We start from the raw sequence: 15,853 nt of genomic DNA, 5'->3' as shown, positions 1-15,853 counted from the left end.
TGGTCGCGCCATGGCGTCACGTACGTCCGCCCCAGCACGTTCGCGTGCGGCAAGCGGATCTTCCCCACGTGGCAGCGCGAAAAAGAGCGCTGCTCGCAAACCTGCCCCTGCAAAAAAGCCTGCCAAAAAGCCGGCCGCAGCCAAACGACCGTCCAAACCATTACAACCTGGCCCATTGGTCCGTGTTGTCATGTGGTTTGGTCGCATGCTGCGCGGTCTATGGCTGGGCGTTGCCACCGGCATTGGTCATTTGGCTCGAAGCTTTGGCTCAGGTGCCCGCGACCTTGAGGCGCATGAGCGTCGCGACGGTCTGGCCCTTGCCTTGCTTGCCACCACAGTGGCTTTGGTTGCTGGCGTGTGGTTTGGCGTTGACGCGTGGTTCGTGTCAGCCCTGTCGATGATCAGTCACTCACTCTTTGGTGTTCTTGCAATCTTCGTGCCGATTGTGTTGGCCGTCATAGCTTGGCGCACCCTGCGTCACCCTGATGAAGCCTTCATTCCTGGTCGCGTATTGATTGGTGGGTCAGCCCTAGCCATTGGGCTTGTCGGCATGTGGCATTTGCTGAACGGAACGCCAAGTCCAAGTGATGGCGCTAACGCCATGGATACGGCTTCAGGTTTCTTTGGCTGGATCTTTACCGCTCCGCTAGTGAGTGCTGTTGGTCCAATCGTGACCGGCATTGTGTTGGTTTTGCTCATCGCTTTTGGTGCCTTAGTTGTGACGGGAACATCCCTGCAAAGTGCCAAGGGATTCGTGCTCGGTTTCACGAATCGCTCAGAAGTTGACGGCGAACAAGGCGAGTTGGATTACGACCAAGACTACGAAGATGAATATGTAGAACTTGATGACGATGTGTTCCCAGAAGTGCTGGCGGGGGATGAGCCATTCATCGCGCCAGTTATTGAAGAAGATCACCGGCCGGCAGCATTGTTGATGTCAGGCATCGCGCCTTCAGGCACTTCAAGCGATGCAGATTTCAACTCAACTCAAGCCATTCCTGTTGATGCGCACCCTGCTCGTCACGAAACCATTGCGATCAACGCTACTGCTGCAGTTGCTGAAGCAGCACCCGCCATCCCTCGCGCGAAGCTACGCAAGGCGAAATATGTGCTACCGCCAGCAAACATGCTCAAGAACGGCCCAGCGCCAAAGGCGGCAACGAAAGCCAATGATCAAGTTGTTGCAGCACTTACTGAAGTGCTCGAGCAATTCGGGATTGACGCAACGGTTGCTGGCTTCATGCGAGGCCCAACAGTCACTCGTTATGAAATTGAGCTTGGACCTTCAGTCAAGGTTGAACGCGTGACGGCACTCAGCAAGAACATTGCTTATGCAGTTGCCAGTGCTGATGTGCGCATTCTGAGCCCAATTCCAGGTAAGAAGGCCATCGGTATTGAAATTCCAAATACCGATCGTGAATTAGTTGCCCTTGGCGATGTCCTGCGTAGCAAGGCAGCAACAGGGGACACCCACCCAATGATTTCTGCGTTGGGTAAGGATGTTGAGGGTGGCTACGTTGTGGCCAACTTGGCCAAGATGCCTCATATTTTGGTTGCTGGCGCCACCGGCGCTGGTAAATCCAGCTGCATTAACTCGCTGATCACGTCAATCCTGATGCGGGCAACACCTGAAGAGGTTCGCCTGATCTTGGTTGACCCAAAGCGTGTGGAACTCACGGCCTACGAAGGTGTTCCTCACCTCATCACGCCAATCATCACCAACCCGAAGAAGGCAGCAGATGCGCTTGCTTGGGTAGTGAAGGAAATGGATCGTCGTTATGACGACCTTTCCCACTTTGGTTTCCGTCATATTGATGACTTCAACAAGGCAGTGAAGTCAGGCAAGCTCACCTTGCCTGCAGGTAGTGAGCGCAATCTTGCTCCGTATCCATACTTGCTCGTTGTTGTTGACGAACTTGCGGACCTCATGATGGTTGCGCCGCGCGATGTTGAAGATTCAATCGTGCGTATCACCCAGCTGGCTCGTGCAGCAGGTATTCACTTGGTCATTGCAACGCAACGTCCAAGTGTTGACGTGGTTACCGGTTTGATTAAGGCCAACGTGCCAAGTCGTCTAGCTTTCGCGACCTCAAGTGTCACTGACTCACGCGTCATTCTTGATCAGCCAGGAGCTGAGAAGCTCGTTGGTCAAGGTGACGGATTGTTTATGCCGATGGGTGCAAGCAAATCCATGCGTATTCAAGGTGCCTTTGTTTCAGAAGCTGAGATCCGCGCAATTGTGAATCACTGCAAGGCTCAGGGTGAAGCTGAATTCATTGACGAAGTAACCGCGCCTGTTGCAGCGATGAAGGAAGTTGACGCGGACATTGGCGACGATCTTGATGAGTTGTTGCAGGCTGTTGAACTTGTGGTGTCCACGCAGTTTGGTTCGACATCGATGTTGCAGCGCAAGTTGCGCATCGGTTTTGCAAAGGCTGGTCGTTTGATGGACCTGATGGAATCCCGCGGCATTGTTGGGCCAAGTGAAGGTTCGAAGGCGCGTGAAGTACTCCTGAAGCCTGATGATCTGCCTGGCACCATCGCAATGCTGCGCGGTGAATAACTTCCACTCATGTGAAAGTGTCCTTGAATCCATGGACACTTTCATGATTTTGCGGTGTCCCTCTATTACAAATCGGTAGATCTGAGTACAGTCCGACTACACGTGTGAGAGGGGTCTGGCATGAGCGTCGGTACCACCCTTTCCGACGCACGGGTAGCCGCGGGTTTATCCCTGGATGATCTGGCCGCTCAGAGTAAATTGCGCGCTTCAATCCTGTCGGCCATGGAGGCCGGCGACTTCAGTCACTGTGGCGGTTTGGTCTACGCCCGAGGTCAATTACGTGCACTTGCGCCAGTGTTAAATCTTGACCCTGATGCTCTGGTAGCGGCTTTCTCGCTAGAGGTTGAAGCTGGCTTGCATGGCACGGACTAACGAATCCCCACAAGGCAACTAGACTTCTGGGGTGTCTCGCCCCTCAGTAGCAATCGTCACTCTTGGTTGCGCTCGCAATGAAGTCGACTCCGAAGAACTTGCCGGTCGGCTTGCTGCAGAAGGCTGGGATTTAGTCACCGACGCTGAACAGGCAGACGCAGTACTGGTCAATACCTGTGGCTTTGTCGATGTGGCGAAAAAGGATTCCATTGATGCGATCCTGGCGGCATCGGATCTCAAGGCATCTGGCAAAACTCAAGCTGTTGTCGCAGTGGGCTGTTTGTCTGAGCGTTATGGCAAAGACCTTGCTGCTGAGTTACCAGAAGCAGATGCTGTTCTTGGTTTTGATGACTACCCAGATATTGCTGATCGACTCTTGCGCATCGTGCAAGGTGAACGCCCCGAAGCGCATACGCCATCTGATCGTCGCCTGATTTTGCCGATCGCTCCTGTTGATCGCGATGATTCACATGTTCATGTTCCAGGTCATGGCGATGTTGCTGCGCCTCGCGTGCGTTTAGAGCAAGGCCCTGTTGCTTCGGTGAAGTTAGCTTCTGGTTGCGATCGTCGCTGTGCATTCTGTGCTATTCCAACTTTCCGTGGATCCTTTGTTTCGCGGACTCCTTCGGAAGTGCTTGCTGAAATCAGTGAACTCGTGCGCACCGGTGTCAAAGAAGTGGTGCTCGTGAGTGAGAACTCAACTTCGTACGGCAAGGATCTCGGTGATCTGCGCATGCTGGAATCCGTGTTACCAAAGCTAGCTGAGCAAAGTGGCATCACACGTTTGCGTGTGGCCTATTTGCAGCCAGCTGAAATTCGACCAGGTCTGATTGAAGTGATGGCGGAAACGGATCAGGTTGCCCCGTACTTCGATCTTTCTTTCCAGCACGCCAGTGCAAGTGTGTTGCGTCGGATGCGTCGTTTCGGTGGTACCGAAGCTTTCATGGGGTTGATCGAGCGTATTCGTGACCTTGAACCAGAGGCGGGTATTCGCAGCAACGTGATCGTTGGTTTCCCTGGTGAAACCGAAGCTGATGTTGAAGAGCTTGCTCGGTTCCTGCAGAAGGCTCGTTTGGATGCCATTGGCGTATTTGGTTACAGCGATGAAGATGGCACTGAAGCTCTCACCATGAGCGACAAGATTGATGCTGAAGTAATTCGTGCGCGCGTCGAGCACATCAGTGCCATGGCTGATGAAGTAATGGCCCAGCGCGCTGAAGATCGCATCGAAAGCACCGTGCAGGTCATCATCGAACGCTTTGATGAAGATGAAAATGGCGGGCTTGTTGCTGTTGGTCATGCTGGTCATCAAGGCCCTGACGATGCAGAAACCTTCATTCCTGTTGAAGAAGGTGAAGTTTCAATTGGTGATGTTGTCACCGCCGTCGTTGTTGATGTTGACGGTGTTGACTTGATTGCAGAGCTTGCATGAAGCCAGCGCCAGTTGATCCAGCAACCTTGCCTGTTGCCAATGACAAAATCGTCAATATTCCCAATGCCTTAACCACACTGCGTCTTGTTGCAGTTCCGGTCTTAATCTGGTTGATGGCCATTGACACTCGAGATGCGCGCGCATGGGCAACTGTGGTGTTTCTCGTTGCTGCATTTACCGACTTAATGGATGGCGCGATTGCACGCAAACGCGGGGAGATCACTTCATTTGGCAAACTCGCGGATCCAATAGCTGACAAGGCATTAATCGGAACTGCACTTATCGGTTTGTCATTGCTTGACGACCTTGCCTGGTGGATCACCATTGTGATTCTGGTTCGCGAACTTGGCGTGACCTTCTTGCGCATGTGGGTGATCAAGCATGGTGTGATTCCTGCATCACGTGGCGGTAAGGCTAAAACCCTTGCTCAGGTGATTGCGATCAGCATGTATCTCTATGTTCCAGCCAATCTTGATTGGTGGAGCAACGTCGCTGAAGGTGTGATGGCAATTGCGGTACTGCTGACCATCATTACAGGCTTTGACTACATCATGCGTGCCGTGAAGCTTCGTCGAACCTCGATTGGTTAGCCCATGCAGTCAGATCTCATTGCGCTGTGTAAATCGCGTGGCATCACGATTGGGACCGCAGAGTCGCTGACCGCCGGATTGGCAGTCTCCAAGCTCGCTGAAGTGCCCGGAGCGTCGGCCGTGTTGCGCGGAGGCGTGGTGGCCTATGCCACCGATGTGAAGCACTCGGTGCTTGGTCTTGATGCATCAATCCTTGATCACGTGGTCAGCGAAGCCGTGGTCACTCAAATGGCTATCGGGGCAACGCGAGTCTTGGGAGCTGACTTAGGTTTGGCCACCACAGGGGTGGCTGGGCCTGACTCACTCGACGATCAACCGCCTGGCTCCTTTTGGTTGGCGGTTCACCATGCGCCAAGCAACACCACATTGACTAAATACGCCCATCTACAAGGGGATCGGGGCTATATCCGGGATATGGCGGCCAGCGGAGTCATTGCCCTAGCCCTTGAGTTGTTGGCTGCCCAAAGTTAAAAGCAACCATTCGGGAATAACTGGTCAGGGGTGTGCGTTAGACTTAGCAGTCAGCAAGGTTGAGTGCTAATCAGAAGCCCTCATCATTGTGCGAAAGGAGCAACATGATCGTCCTACGCGAAGTCATTGGGGATGAGTTGCGCCGCCGCCGTCAAGATCAGGGCCGCACTCTTCGCGATGTATCAGCCGCAGCAGCAGTGTCTTTGGGTTACCTCTCAGAGGTAGAACGCGGGCAAAAAGAAGCCTCAAGTGAGCTCCTTGGAGCAATCTGTGGCGCATTGGAGATCTCAATTGCTGACGTACTCACTTCGGTGACTGCTCACATTGTTGAGGCTGAAAATCCAATGAAGCTCGATTTTGATCGAGCTGCAAAAATCGCTGTGCCTGTCTAAGGCTCATGCGCCTCACTGATTTCTGGGAACGCATGGACGAGGTCTTTGGCCCTGTGTATGCACGGTCTTGGGCTCGTGATTTTGTTCTTCCCACTGTTGGTTGCACTGTGCTGCAAGCCATCGACAAGGGTGTGGAAACCAAAGAAATCTGGCGTGCTGTGTGCGTCAGCACCGAAGTTCCATCCATATTGCGTTAACCCATGCCCACGCTAATTTTTGACGGTGAGTGTGGGTTTTGTCGAAGACGAGCAACGTGGTTGCGTGATCATGCCCGACAGGATCTGCAGATCATTGCCTGGCAAGTCGCTGATCTGGAATCAATGGGCGTGACGGCAAACCAATGCCAGCAACGTGTGCAGTGGGTTGATGGTGATGAACATGCATCTGGGGGAGCTGCTATCGCCAAGTGTCTGCAGGCCTGTGGTCAGCCATGGCGCAGCGCGGGAATTGTGATGCAGTGGCCAGTGATCCGCAGTCTGGCTGAAGTTGGCTATCGAATCGTCGCTGCGAATCGTGGGCGGATTCGGATCTAGTCATGTGGAAAGTGTTTTGGCATGCTTACATCCGTGGACACTTTTACTGAAGTGCAAATACCGGAGTCGCTGGTGCGCCAGATGGATTCGTTTGTGGTCCAAGGAGTTGCTAGCGACCGTCAATCATTTGTCATTGGCGCGTTGCGACGTGAAATACATCGACTCAAGTGTGTGGAAGAGATCAGAACCTTGTCACAACGCGGTGGCGATAGTGATCCTGAGTTAGATGCGTGGGCAAAATTCTCAGCAATGCGGGCGTACGAATTGGATCTGGACTAGCACTGAGCCGGCATCTGGCGCCTTACGCCTAGGCTGATCCCATGTTCGGTAAGCGCCAGCAACCTTTGAGGTATCTCACAGTGGTGACCTATGGGCGAACCGGTAGCACCGCATTGCAGGCAGCGCTGAACACTCTTCCGGGCGTACTCGTGCGGGGCGAAAACTACTCAGCGTTGCGCGGCCTTGAAACCTACGTGCAAGCGATAGCAGAAACTGCTGATCGCCATCACGCCAAGCGCCCGCGACATCCTTGGTTTGGTTCAGCGAGCATCAATCCGCAAGCCATTCTCGACGATCAGCGCCGGCATGTAATTGAGCATGTGCTGCAGCCGAAGAAAGATACGTCGGTTATTGGTTTCAAGGAAGTGCGGTACGAGCCAGGTCACTTTGAAAGTTATGAAGTGATGCTTTCCTATCTGCTGTTCTTAAACAAACTCTTTCCTGGAATTACCTACATCCTCAATGTGCGTGAACCTGAAGCTGCAGCTCGCAGTGGCTGGTGGCCTAACCACGAAGATCCGATTGCTGCGTTAACACAGTCACGGGATTGGCTTGTTGAAGCAACACATGACTTGAACACAATCCTTGGCACGCAGCAAGCGCATCTGTTGAACTATGAAGACTGGCAGGAAAACCCTGATGCACTTATTAAGGCGTTCGCGGCACTGCAGTTGCCAAGTAATGATGCAGGCGTCAAAGAAGCCCTTGCGGTGAAGTTAGACCACGGCCCGCATGCTCAGGAAAGCGAAGAAACGAACTAGTCGGTTCCGGCTTCCATGGCTGCACGATCAAGTGAACTTTCAGCAGCAGGATTTGATTCATCCTCTGCTGAAGCAATCGCAGCCGCGCCGCCAGGAGTGAGTTCACCAACGAGGTTGGTGTGAATCTCAAGGAGTTGACCCTGAGCTGCATACATTTCCAACTTGGCTCGGGTGTCAGCAATATCCAAGTTACGCATGGTCAATTGGCCAATGCGATCAAGTGGACCAAAGGCAGCGTCTTCAGTGCGCTCCATTGAAAGCTTGTCTGGGTGGTAACTGAAGTTCGGACCTTCAGTCTTGACAATCGTGTAGTCGTCACCACGACGAAGGCGAATGGTGACTGAACCAGTGACAGCTGAAGCAACCCAACGCTGTAGTGATTCACGCAGCATCATTGCTTGTGGGTCCAACCAGCGACCTTCATAAAGTAAGCGGCCAAGTCGGCGACCTTCAGCGTGATAGTTCGCAACGGTGTCTTCGTTGTGAATGGCGCTGAGCAAACGCTCATACGCAATGAACAGCAACGCCATACCTGGGGCTTCGTAAATGCCGCGGCTCTTGGCTTCGATGATGCGGTTTTCAATTTGGTCAGCCATGCCTAAACCGTGACGTCCGCCAATGGCATTGGCTTCGAGAACCAGTGCAACAGCATCGCTAAAGCTCTGACCATTAATCGCAACTGGGCGACCTTGCGCAAACGTGATCGTGATGTCTTCTTGTTCGATTGCAACACTTTGATCCCAAAAGCGCACGCCCATGATTGGTTCAACGATTTCCATTGACACATCAAGGTGTTCAAGATCTTTGGCCTCGTGGGTTGCGCCCCAGATATTTGCATCTGTTGAGTACGCCTTTTCCACACTTGCGCGGTATTCAAGGTTGCGTGAGTTCATCCACTCAGACATTTCCTTGCGGCCACCGAGTTCATTCACAAAATCTTCGTCAAGCCATGGCTTATAGATGCGCAGTGATGGGTTCGCAAGTAGGCCGTAACGGTAGAACCGTTCGATGTCATTGCCTTTGTAGGTGGAACCATCGCCCCAGATAGAAACGTTGTCGTCTTGCATCGCGCGCACAAGCAAGGTGCCCGTGACCGCGCGGCCAAGGGGAGTGGTGTTGAAGTACTGACGACCACCGGAGCGGATATGGAAAGCACCGCAGGCAAGGGCAGCGAGCCCTTCTTCTACGAGAGCGGTGCGGCAATCAACTAAGCGTGCGCCTTCAGCGCCGTAGGCCATGGCTCGGCCCGGCACGGTCTCGATCTCTGGCTCATCGGGCTGGCCTAGGTCTGCGGTGTAGGTGAAGGGGACTGCACCTTTTTCGCGCATCCAAGCGACCGCAATTGACGTGTCGAGCCCTCCTGAGAAGGCAATACCGACACGTTCTCCGACAGGAAGCGAGGTGAGGACCTTGGACATGGGGACAAACTTAGTGGTCGCCCTCATGGGTGACGTTCAGTGACAGACCCTCACGGATGCATAGACTTCCCACGTGGCCAATAACCAAGAACTGCGCGTCTCCCCAGAGGTCAAAGCCAAGGCCCAGCGCCTAATTAAGCCGCTAGGAATCGCGATTTTGGTGATCTGGGCGGCAGCGATCGGCATTTGGTACGCAGTAGGCGCCGATGAGAATAATTTCTGGCCCATCTGGCTGATGTGGATCCTTGGCGGCGTATTGATGTTGGCAGCTTGGACGGCATATTCACCGGCCAAAGGGGAAGGCCCAGCTCGCAAGTAGCTCCCGTTTGGGAAGTGCGGCGTGTCGCTTCCATTCGAACAGGTGTTCGATGTAGTTTCACTCCCGTCAGGTCAACGGGTTTCGATCCACAGCAGCGCAGCTGCCCAAGCGAGATCATGTCGAACTGTCAGAGGGTCGCCCTAGGTTCAACCGAACCGACGAACACCAGACAAGGGAGTAAGACATGGCCGCGAACGACCGTGAGAAGTCACTCGAAACAGCACTCGCACAAATTGAGCGTCAATTTGGCAAGGGCTCACTTATGCGCCTCGGAGACGAAGGCCGCGAACCCATCGATGTGATCCCATCCGGCTCAATCGCCCTTGACTTAGCCCTTGGCATTGGTGGCTACCCACGTGGCCGCATCATCGAGATCTACGGCCCAGAATCTTCAGGTAAGACCACCTTGGCTCTGCACGCCATCGCCAATGTTCAAGCAGCTGGCGGCATCGCAGCCATCATCGACGCTGAGCACGCCCTTGATCCTGAGTACGCAAAGAGCCTGGGCATTGACCTCGACAGTCTTTATGTCTCTCAGCCAGACACTGGCGAGCAGGGCTTGGAAATTGCAGACACCTTGGTGCGCTCCGGTGCTATCGATCTCATCGTGATCGACTCTGTAGCTGCCCTTGTGCCGCGTGCAGAAATTGAAGGCGAAATGGGCGACAGCCACGTTGGTCTTCAGGCACGTTTGATGAGCCAGGCGCTGCGCAAAATGGCGGGCGCACTGAGCAACACCAACACCACGATGATCTTCATCAACCAGTTGCGCGAAAAGATCGGCGTGATGTTCGGTTCACCAGAAGTCACCACTGGTGGCAAGGCGCTGAAGTTCTACGCATCAGTGCGCTTGGACATTCGCCGCATTGAAACGTTGAAGGGTGGTACCGAAGCAGTCGGTAACCGCACTCGCGTCAAGGTTGTGAAGAACAAGGTTGCTCCACCATTCAAGCAAGCAGAGTTCGATATTCTTTACGGCGTTGGTATTTCACGTGAAGGCTCACTCATCGACATGGGTGTGGAAAAGGGCATCGTGAAGAAGTCTGGTGCTTGGTACACCTATGAAGGTGATCAGCTCGGCCAAGGTAAGGAAAATGCACGAACCTTCCTTCTTGATAACGCAGACCTCTGCAATGAAATCGAACGTCGTTTGAAGGCTGAGCTTGGAATTGGTGCGAACATCGATGCACCAATTGAAGTTGAGCTGGTAGAACCAAAGCCAATCGACGCGTAAGCGTTCATGGCACGCAAGTTCCCCTCATCAGCGAGCGAACCCACACCGGGTTCGCTCGCTGATGTACAAGAAGAGGCTGATCCGTATTCAGTCGCGCGCACAGTCGTGCTGCGTCGCTTGAATGCCATGGCGCGTACCCGTAAAGATCTTTATGACGATCTGATTGCGCGCGAGATTCCCGAAGAAGCCGCCAACGCTGTCCTTGATCGATTCACTGAATTGGGTTTGATTAACGACGCGCAATACGCAGAAATGTTTGTAGCGTCCCGTCAACGTTCACGTGGCACCGCAAAGCCGGTACTGCGTCAAGAATTGCGGCGCAAGGGTGTGCCTGATGATGAAATCGTTGCTGCCCTTGAAGACATCACCAGTGAAGATGAATATGAACGCGCACGTGTACTCGTGGAAAAAAAGTTGCCAAGCCTTGCTCGCTATGACGCTGCCACTCAGCAACGTCGGGTGATGAATTTATTGATGCGTCGTGGTTACAGCGGGGCAGTGGCCTCCAGTGTGGTGCGCGAAGTGATTGCTGAGTTACCGATCCAAGAGTCGATGTAACGCAACCCAGACATAAGTAAAGCCCCTAACCGGATCGCGGCTGGGGGCTTTACTTCTTTGCGATTACACCGTTGGCTGTGGGATGTAACGCAGGTAGTCCTTCACAACCTCGACCTGGTCGCCGTACTTAGCGATGGCGTCAGCAGTTGACACGGTTGGTGGAACGATGACGCGATCGCCTGGTACCCAGTTCACTGGGGTAGCAACTGGAGCCTTGTCGGTGAGCTGCAGTGCATCAACCACGCGAAGGATCTCGTTGAAGTTACGGCCGACACTCTTTGGGTAGGTGAGGGTCAAGCGAACCTTGTTGCTTGGATCGATGATGAAGACTGAGCGAACTGTTGAAGTGTCGCCTTCGCCTGGGTGGATCATGTCGTAAGCGATTGAAACTTCCTTGTTTGGATCAGCGATGATTGGGAAGTTCAGTGGGTGCCCAGTGACTTCACCGATGTCGCCAGCCCAGCCGCGGTGATCTTCGATTGGATCCACCGAGATTGCGATGGCCTTGACGCCGCGCTTGTCGAACTCGCCCTTAAGAGCTGAAGTTGCGCCAAGTTCGGTGGTGCATACCGGGGTGTAGTCGGCTGGGTGGCTAAACAGGATGGCCCAGCTCTCGTTCTTCCAGTCGTGGAATGTAACGGTGCCGTCCGTGGTTTCGGCGGTGAAGTTAGGAGCGATATCTCCAAGACGAAGTGACATGGTGTTTCCCTTTCGAATAATTGACTTTGAGGTTGTTGTGTTGGTTTGGGGGTGGAACAACCCAAACCACATTCAGCTACGACAGTGCTTTCCTCCACATCGCTTCTGGCATTAGCACCCGAGGTTCCGGGTTGCTGCGACTTCATTGAGCCAGATCTCTCAGTCGCTCTGGATGTAGGTGAAAACTTATTGCCTATCGAGCAGGTCGACAAACGCGGTTTGGGTATCTGCGAAATATTTGCAAAAAGACCTGTGATTGAGACCAGTCACACCTGTTCAGGTGCCAGAGGTGCCTGAACTGAGGGTTTAGGGTGGGCTTACATCACTTTTATAAGGGGATCCCTGTGCCTGGTTTGTCCAAGTGGGCCGTTCGTCGCCCAGTTGTTGCCCTCATTGCTTGGTTCGTCGCACTGATCGCGGTCATTGGCCTAGGTATGGGTGTGGGTGGCAATCTCAATGACTCCTTCTCACTGCCTGATACTGAATCCACCACAGCGCAGGATCTGCTAGTCAAGGGAGCTGGCGCTGGCAGCGGTTCATTCAACGCCGGAGCCAAGGTGGTGTGGTCGCCCAAGAGCGGTGTAGCCAGTGACCCAGCATCGTTGGCTGTTGTTCAGCCGCTGCTGACCGAACTTTCCAAGAACAAGTCCATTGCTTGCATCACCTCAATTCTTGGTAGCAGCGGAAGCGATTGCCCAGCGCAACAGGCCGCACCAACCCAGGCGCAGCTCGCGCAGATGAGTGCTGAACAAAAGGCAGCGTTGCAGTCATTCATGGCCGCATCTGCGCCAATCAGCAAAGATGGCAAGGTCGCCTACGCCAACATCACGTTTGCGGGCGACGGATCATCAGTTGATTCGCTTGACGCCAAGGCAATCGTTGCTGCCATCAATAAGGCAAACTCACCAAATGTCACCGTTGCATACAACGGCTCAATCTTGGAATTCGCTGGCCAAGAGCCACCAAGTAGCGAACTTGTAGGTCTGCTTGTTGCCATCGTGATCTTGTTGATCGCCTTTGGTTCTCTGGTTGCCGCTGGTTTGCCAATCGTTGCAGCAATCCTTGGTTTGGCCATGGGCCAAATGGGTGTGCTCATCGCCGCGAACTTCCTTGACGTGGCAACCTTCGCTCCAACTCTCGCAGCAATGATTGGCCTTGGCGTAGGTATCGACTACTCGCTCTTCGTCATCAATCGTTACCGCCAGGCCATTCTTGCCGGTCATGATCCAAAGGCCGCTGCGATGGAGGCGGTGGAAACCGCAGGCCGTGCAGTGTTGTTCGCTGGCAGCACCGTGATCATCGCGTTGCTGGGCTTGTTCATCATGCGTATCAACTTCTTTGATGGTCTTGCGGTTGCCTCAATCGTGACTGTTGTGTTTGTGATGCTTTCAGCACTGTGGTTCTTGCCGGCACTGCTCAGCTTGATGGGCACAAAAGCACTGGCACTTCGTCTGCCTTGGGGTAAGAAGGCTGGCGAAGTTCACCCTGAGGGCAAAGCATGGGCGCACTATGGCCGAATCCTTCAGCGCAAGCCGATCATTCCGGCACTTCTGTCCATCGCAGTGGTAATCGTGTTGGCAATTCCATTGCTGTCACTTCGCCTTGGCTTTGCAGACGATTCAGGTAAGGCAGAGGGAACGCCGCTGCGCACGGCCTATGACCTCATGGCTGAAGGCTTTGGCCCGGGTGTCAATGGTCCGTTCTTCGTCGCTGTTGAACTTCCAAAGCCAAACGACGTGGCTGCTTACGCTGCTGCAGTCAAGGCGATTGAAGCAAGCCCAGGAGTTGCTTCAACCCTGCCAAGTAGTGCAGCCCTACCAATCGTGCTGGCAAACCCAAGTGCGTTTGGATCTGACGGCACTATCGGCACGATCATGGTGACGCCTGCATCTGCACCACAAGATGAAGCAACCGATGAGCTGCTCACGAACTTGCGTGAAAATGTCAACCCTGCGATCACTGCGCAAACTGGCGCAAAGTTGTATGTCGGTGGTCAGCAAGCAATCATCAGTGACTTCACTTCGGTTATGACAAAGGCATTACCGCTGTTCTTGCTCGTAGTGGTCGGTCTTGGATTCTTGGCACTGGTATTGCTGTTCCATTCCATTGTGGTTCCACTCACTGCGGCAATCACAAGTCTGCTCAGCTTTGCTGCGGCAACGGGTATTACCGTTGCGGTGTTCCAATGGGGTTGGTTTGCTGATCTCATCGGGCTTTCAGGCACCGGGCCAATCTTCCCGTTCTTGCCAATCATGGTGTTCGCAATCCTGTTCGGTCTTTCCATGGACTACCAGGTCTTCTTGGTTTCACGTATGCAAGAAGAGTGGGCTCGTACCGGCGATAACGCTGCTTCGGTACGACGTGGCCTTGCAGGTTCGGGTCGCGTTGTAGTGATTGCAGCAGCGATCATGGCGAGCGTTTTCTTGGCCTTCGTTCCGGATAAGAACTCGATGATCAAGTTGTTCGGTGTCTCACTTGCATCAGCTGTCATCATCGATGCCTTCATCATTCGATTGATCTTCATTCCGTCGATCATGTCAATTCTTGGCAAGGCAAACTGGTGGTTGCCAGGTTGGCTGGATCGCATTCTTCCTACGGTGCAAATTGAGCCAGGCGAAGATGAGATCACTGACGATGAGTCGGTAGTAGCCTCCAAGGCATGAGTTCACCGGTCAGTAAATCTGACACTCCACCACGCAGTGCATTTGTTCTTCTCGCGCTGATCGTTGGTGCCATCGTTGCCAATATCAATCTGTCGATTGCCAACGTTGCGTTACCAACGATCGGTTCAGAGTTAGGCGCAAGTCAAGATCAGCTCAACATGATCGCGGAAGCGTTCGCCTTGGGCCTTGCCTCAACTGTGTTGTATCTGGGCGCGATCGGTGATCGATACGGCCGAAAGATGCTGTTCATTATTGGTGCGGTGCTGACGATTCCGACGGCATGCATGTCAGCGTGGGCTCCGAATGCTGAGTTCTTGGCCTTTGCTCGACTAACTTCGGGCTTCGCCGCAGCATTGTTGTTTCCGACGACGCTTTCGCTGATCTCCACCTTGTATCGCGGCAATGCCAAGGTGAAGGCCATTGCAATGTGGTCTGGCTTGGGGGCTGGATTTGCGGCGCTTGGGCCTTTGCTGGGTGGATTCCTGTTGGAGTCGTACTGGTGGGGATCAGTGTTCCTGATTTCAATTCCATTAGTTGTTGTTGCATTGATCATTGGCATCATCGTGATCCCAAGTCATGTGGCGACTGAGAAGGCACCAGTTGACCATCTCGGTGGCATTCTTTCGATTGTGGGTGTGGGTGGCTTAGTCATCATCATTCAGTCATTTCATGATGGCTTCGACACGACCTGGCTCATCAGTGCAGCAGTAACTCTCTTGGCAATGGTGGGATTCTTTTGGCGCCAAAAGCGAGCACCGCGTCCACTCGTTGACCTACCACTTGCGAAAGCTCGCACCTTCTGGGTTGCCTTCGTTGCTGGCGCGATCACGTTTGGTGCATTGATCGGTGCAATGTTTATTGGTCAGCAGTTCACACAGGATGTTTTGGGGTACGACACTCTCTCCGCAGCCGCAGTTGCGGTTCCTTCAGCAGTGTTCGCCGCAGTAGGTGGCCAAATCGCTGGCAAATTTGTGATCTCGCGCGGATCACGTGACACCCTGAGTATCGGCCTTGGGCTGGTTGCAATTGCGTTTGCGATCATGATGCTGACCTGGAAACAAGGCGCAAACCTCACGTGGATTCTCTTGGCGTATGGCTTTGTCGGTGCAGGCGTGGGCATGGCAGCAACACCGGCTTCGCGTGCGTTGATGTCATCAGTTCCACAAAGCCATTCAGGTATGGGCTCTGCATTTCTTGATCTCACGCGAGATTTCGGTGGGGCAGTACTTCAAGCATTGCTTGGCGGAATTTTAGCTGGCGTGTACGTGAACAAAATGAGTGAAAGCATTCAAGGGCTACCGGCAAATCAAGCAGATCAAGTCAATTCAGATATTGCCAATTCATTGACCGCATCTTTTGGTGATGCCGCCCATGTGGCAGCGCAATACCCACCTAACATTGGCCAGCAAATTTTAACGGCAGCCTCAGAAGCTTTCACCGATGGAAAAACTGCAGCGATGGGTGTTGCTCTCATACTGAGCATTGTTGGCCTTGCACTAGTTGTCGCGCTCTTCCCTAAGAAGTCAGCAGAAAACGAGTACTACGAGAAAATTGCGGCAACTACCTAAA

General features: G+C 53.5%; 17 protein-coding genes and 1 riboswitch. Of the genes, 15 read left to right on the top strand and 2 right to left on the bottom strand.

What is annotated here, in order from left to right; translation table 11 throughout:
- Positions 1-10: 10 nt before the first annotated feature.
- The 10 genes from PHN51_01630 to PHN51_01585 all read left to right on the top strand — a co-directional run bounded on the left by PHN51_01630 (position 11) and on the right by PHN51_01585 (position 7,393).
- On the top strand, positions 11-2,563 hold the full coding sequence (locus tag PHN51_01630) for a DNA translocase FtsK 4TM domain-containing protein (GenBank protein ID MDD2817480.1): 2,553 nt from the start codon (positions 11-13) through the stop codon (positions 2,561-2,563).
- Between the two features lie 120 nt (positions 2,564-2,683).
- Entirely contained in the window at positions 2,684-2,935 is a 252-nt protein-coding gene (locus tag PHN51_01625) for a helix-turn-helix domain-containing protein (protein MDD2817479.1), read from the top strand.
- Between the two features lie 31 nt (positions 2,936-2,966).
- Positions 2,967-4,367 (top strand): 30S ribosomal protein S12 methylthiotransferase RimO, encoded by a 1,401-nt coding sequence (gene rimO, locus PHN51_01620; GenBank protein ID MDD2817478.1) that lies wholly within the window; start codon positions 2,967-2,969, stop codon positions 4,365-4,367.
- The gene (gene pgsA / locus PHN51_01615; GenBank protein ID MDD2817477.1) at positions 4,364-4,957 is read left to right on the top strand and encodes a CDP-diacylglycerol--glycerol-3-phosphate 3-phosphatidyltransferase; all 594 of its coding nucleotides are present in this window, start codon (positions 4,364-4,366) and stop codon (positions 4,955-4,957) included. The genes rimO and pgsA overlap by 4 nt, the downstream gene beginning before the upstream one ends.
- A 3-nt stretch (positions 4,958-4,960) precedes the next feature.
- Entirely contained in the window at positions 4,961-5,428 is a 468-nt protein-coding gene (locus PHN51_01610; GenBank protein MDD2817476.1) for a nicotinamide-nucleotide amidohydrolase family protein, read from the top strand.
- A 104-nt stretch (positions 5,429-5,532) separates the two neighbouring features.
- Positions 5,533-5,820, top strand: coding sequence for a helix-turn-helix transcriptional regulator (locus PHN51_01605; GenBank protein ID MDD2817475.1), 288 nt, complete (start codon positions 5,533-5,535; stop codon positions 5,818-5,820).
- 5 nt (positions 5,821-5,825) lie between these two features.
- Positions 5,826-6,017, top strand: coding sequence for a DUF3046 domain-containing protein (locus PHN51_01600; GenBank protein ID MDD2817474.1), 192 nt, complete (start codon positions 5,826-5,828; stop codon positions 6,015-6,017).
- Positions 6,018-6,020: 3 nt separating this feature from the next.
- Entirely contained in the window at positions 6,021-6,353 is a 333-nt protein-coding gene (locus PHN51_01595; GenBank protein MDD2817473.1) for a DUF393 domain-containing protein, read from the top strand.
- Between the two features lie 21 nt (positions 6,354-6,374).
- A complete protein-coding gene (locus PHN51_01590) occupies positions 6,375-6,632 on the top strand; it encodes a hypothetical protein (protein ID MDD2817472.1) in 258 nt (85 codons plus the stop codon).
- Between the two features lie 41 nt (positions 6,633-6,673).
- Positions 6,674-7,393 carry a sulfotransferase gene (locus tag PHN51_01585; GenBank protein MDD2817471.1) on the top strand — a complete coding sequence of 240 codons (720 nt, stop codon included), beginning with the start codon at positions 6,674-6,676 and terminating at the stop codon, positions 7,391-7,393.
- Here the strand turns inward: PHN51_01585 and argG are convergent.
- Positions 7,390-8,811, bottom strand: a complete 1,422-nt coding sequence (gene argG / locus PHN51_01580; GenBank protein MDD2817470.1) for an argininosuccinate synthase — start codon at positions 8,809-8,811, stop codon at positions 7,390-7,392. The genes PHN51_01585 and argG overlap by 4 nt on opposite strands.
- A gap of 73 nt (positions 8,812-8,884) precedes the next feature.
- On the opposite strand from argG, the gene PHN51_01575 reads away from it, so the two are divergent.
- From PHN51_01575 to PHN51_01565, 3 genes are all read left to right on the top strand, one after another.
- A complete protein-coding gene (locus PHN51_01575) occupies positions 8,885-9,130 on the top strand; it encodes a hypothetical protein (protein MDD2817469.1) in 246 nt (81 codons plus the stop codon).
- Between the two features lie 184 nt (positions 9,131-9,314).
- Positions 9,315-10,364 carry a recombinase RecA gene (recA, locus tag PHN51_01570; GenBank protein ID MDD2817468.1) on the top strand — a complete coding sequence of 350 codons (1,050 nt, stop codon included), beginning with the start codon at positions 9,315-9,317 and terminating at the stop codon, positions 10,362-10,364.
- Positions 10,365-10,370: 6 nt separating this feature from the next.
- On the top strand, positions 10,371-10,922 hold the full coding sequence (locus PHN51_01565) for a regulatory protein RecX (protein MDD2817467.1): 552 nt from the start codon (positions 10,371-10,373) through the stop codon (positions 10,920-10,922).
- Between the two features lie 63 nt (positions 10,923-10,985).
- On the opposite strand, the gene PHN51_01560 is transcribed toward PHN51_01565, so the two are convergent.
- A complete protein-coding gene (locus PHN51_01560) occupies positions 10,986-11,621 on the bottom strand; it encodes a peroxiredoxin (GenBank protein ID MDD2817466.1) in 636 nt (211 codons plus the stop codon).
- Between the two features lie 93 nt (positions 11,622-11,714).
- Positions 11,715-11,800, bottom strand: a riboswitch (SAM riboswitch).
- A 165-nt stretch (positions 11,801-11,965) separates the two neighbouring features.
- On the opposite strand from PHN51_01560, the gene PHN51_01555 reads away from it, so the two are divergent.
- Positions 11,966-14,284, top strand: a complete 2,319-nt coding sequence (locus PHN51_01555) for an MMPL family transporter (GenBank protein MDD2817465.1) — start codon at positions 11,966-11,968, stop codon at positions 14,282-14,284.
- The gene (locus tag PHN51_01550) at positions 14,281-15,852 is read left to right on the top strand and encodes an MFS transporter (GenBank protein MDD2817464.1); all 1,572 of its coding nucleotides are present in this window, start codon (positions 14,281-14,283) and stop codon (positions 15,850-15,852) included. The genes PHN51_01555 and PHN51_01550 overlap by 4 nt, the downstream gene beginning before the upstream one ends.
- Position 15,853: the final 1 nt, after the last annotated feature.

It is taken from the genome of Candidatus Nanopelagicales bacterium, assembly GCA_028687755.1.
Lineage (GTDB): Bacteria > Actinomycetota > Actinomycetes > S36-B12 > S36-B12 > UBA11398.
The sequence above is the reverse complement of the archived record's forward strand: the minus strand, read 5'-3'. Positions and strand labels throughout refer to the sequence as shown.

Excerpts from the sequence above, each read along its gene's own strand:
- PHN51_01630 (MDD2817480.1), top strand. The coding sequence starts at position 11 with ATGGCGTCACGTACGTCCGCCCCAGCACGTTCGCGTGCGGCAAGCGGA.
- PHN51_01625 (MDD2817479.1), top strand. The coding sequence starts at position 2,684 with ATGAGCGTCGGTACCACCCTTTCCGACGCACGGGTAGCCGCGGGTTTA.
- pgsA (MDD2817477.1), top strand. The coding sequence starts at position 4,364 with ATGAAGCCAGCGCCAGTTGATCCAGCAACCTTGCCTGTTGCCAATGAC.
- PHN51_01610 (MDD2817476.1), top strand. The coding sequence starts at position 4,961 with ATGCAGTCAGATCTCATTGCGCTGTGTAAATCGCGTGGCATCACGATT.
- PHN51_01605 (MDD2817475.1), top strand. The coding sequence starts at position 5,533 with ATGATCGTCCTACGCGAAGTCATTGGGGATGAGTTGCGCCGCCGCCGT.
- PHN51_01600 (MDD2817474.1), top strand. The coding sequence starts at position 5,826 with ATGCGCCTCACTGATTTCTGGGAACGCATGGACGAGGTCTTTGGCCCT.
- PHN51_01595 (MDD2817473.1), top strand. The coding sequence starts at position 6,021 with ATGCCCACGCTAATTTTTGACGGTGAGTGTGGGTTTTGTCGAAGACGA.
- PHN51_01590 (MDD2817472.1), top strand. The coding sequence starts at position 6,375 with ATGCTTACATCCGTGGACACTTTTACTGAAGTGCAAATACCGGAGTCG.
- PHN51_01585 (MDD2817471.1), top strand. The coding sequence starts at position 6,674 with ATGTTCGGTAAGCGCCAGCAACCTTTGAGGTATCTCACAGTGGTGACC.
- argG (MDD2817470.1), bottom strand. The coding sequence starts at position 8,811 with ATGTCCAAGGTCCTCACCTCGCTTCCTGTCGGAGAACGTGTCGGTATT.
- recA (MDD2817468.1), top strand. The coding sequence starts at position 9,315 with ATGGCCGCGAACGACCGTGAGAAGTCACTCGAAACAGCACTCGCACAA.
- PHN51_01565 (MDD2817467.1), top strand. The coding sequence starts at position 10,371 with ATGGCACGCAAGTTCCCCTCATCAGCGAGCGAACCCACACCGGGTTCG.
- PHN51_01560 (MDD2817466.1), bottom strand. The coding sequence starts at position 11,621 with ATGTCACTTCGTCTTGGAGATATCGCTCCTAACTTCACCGCCGAAACC.
- PHN51_01550 (MDD2817464.1), top strand. The coding sequence starts at position 14,281 with ATGAGTTCACCGGTCAGTAAATCTGACACTCCACCACGCAGTGCATTT.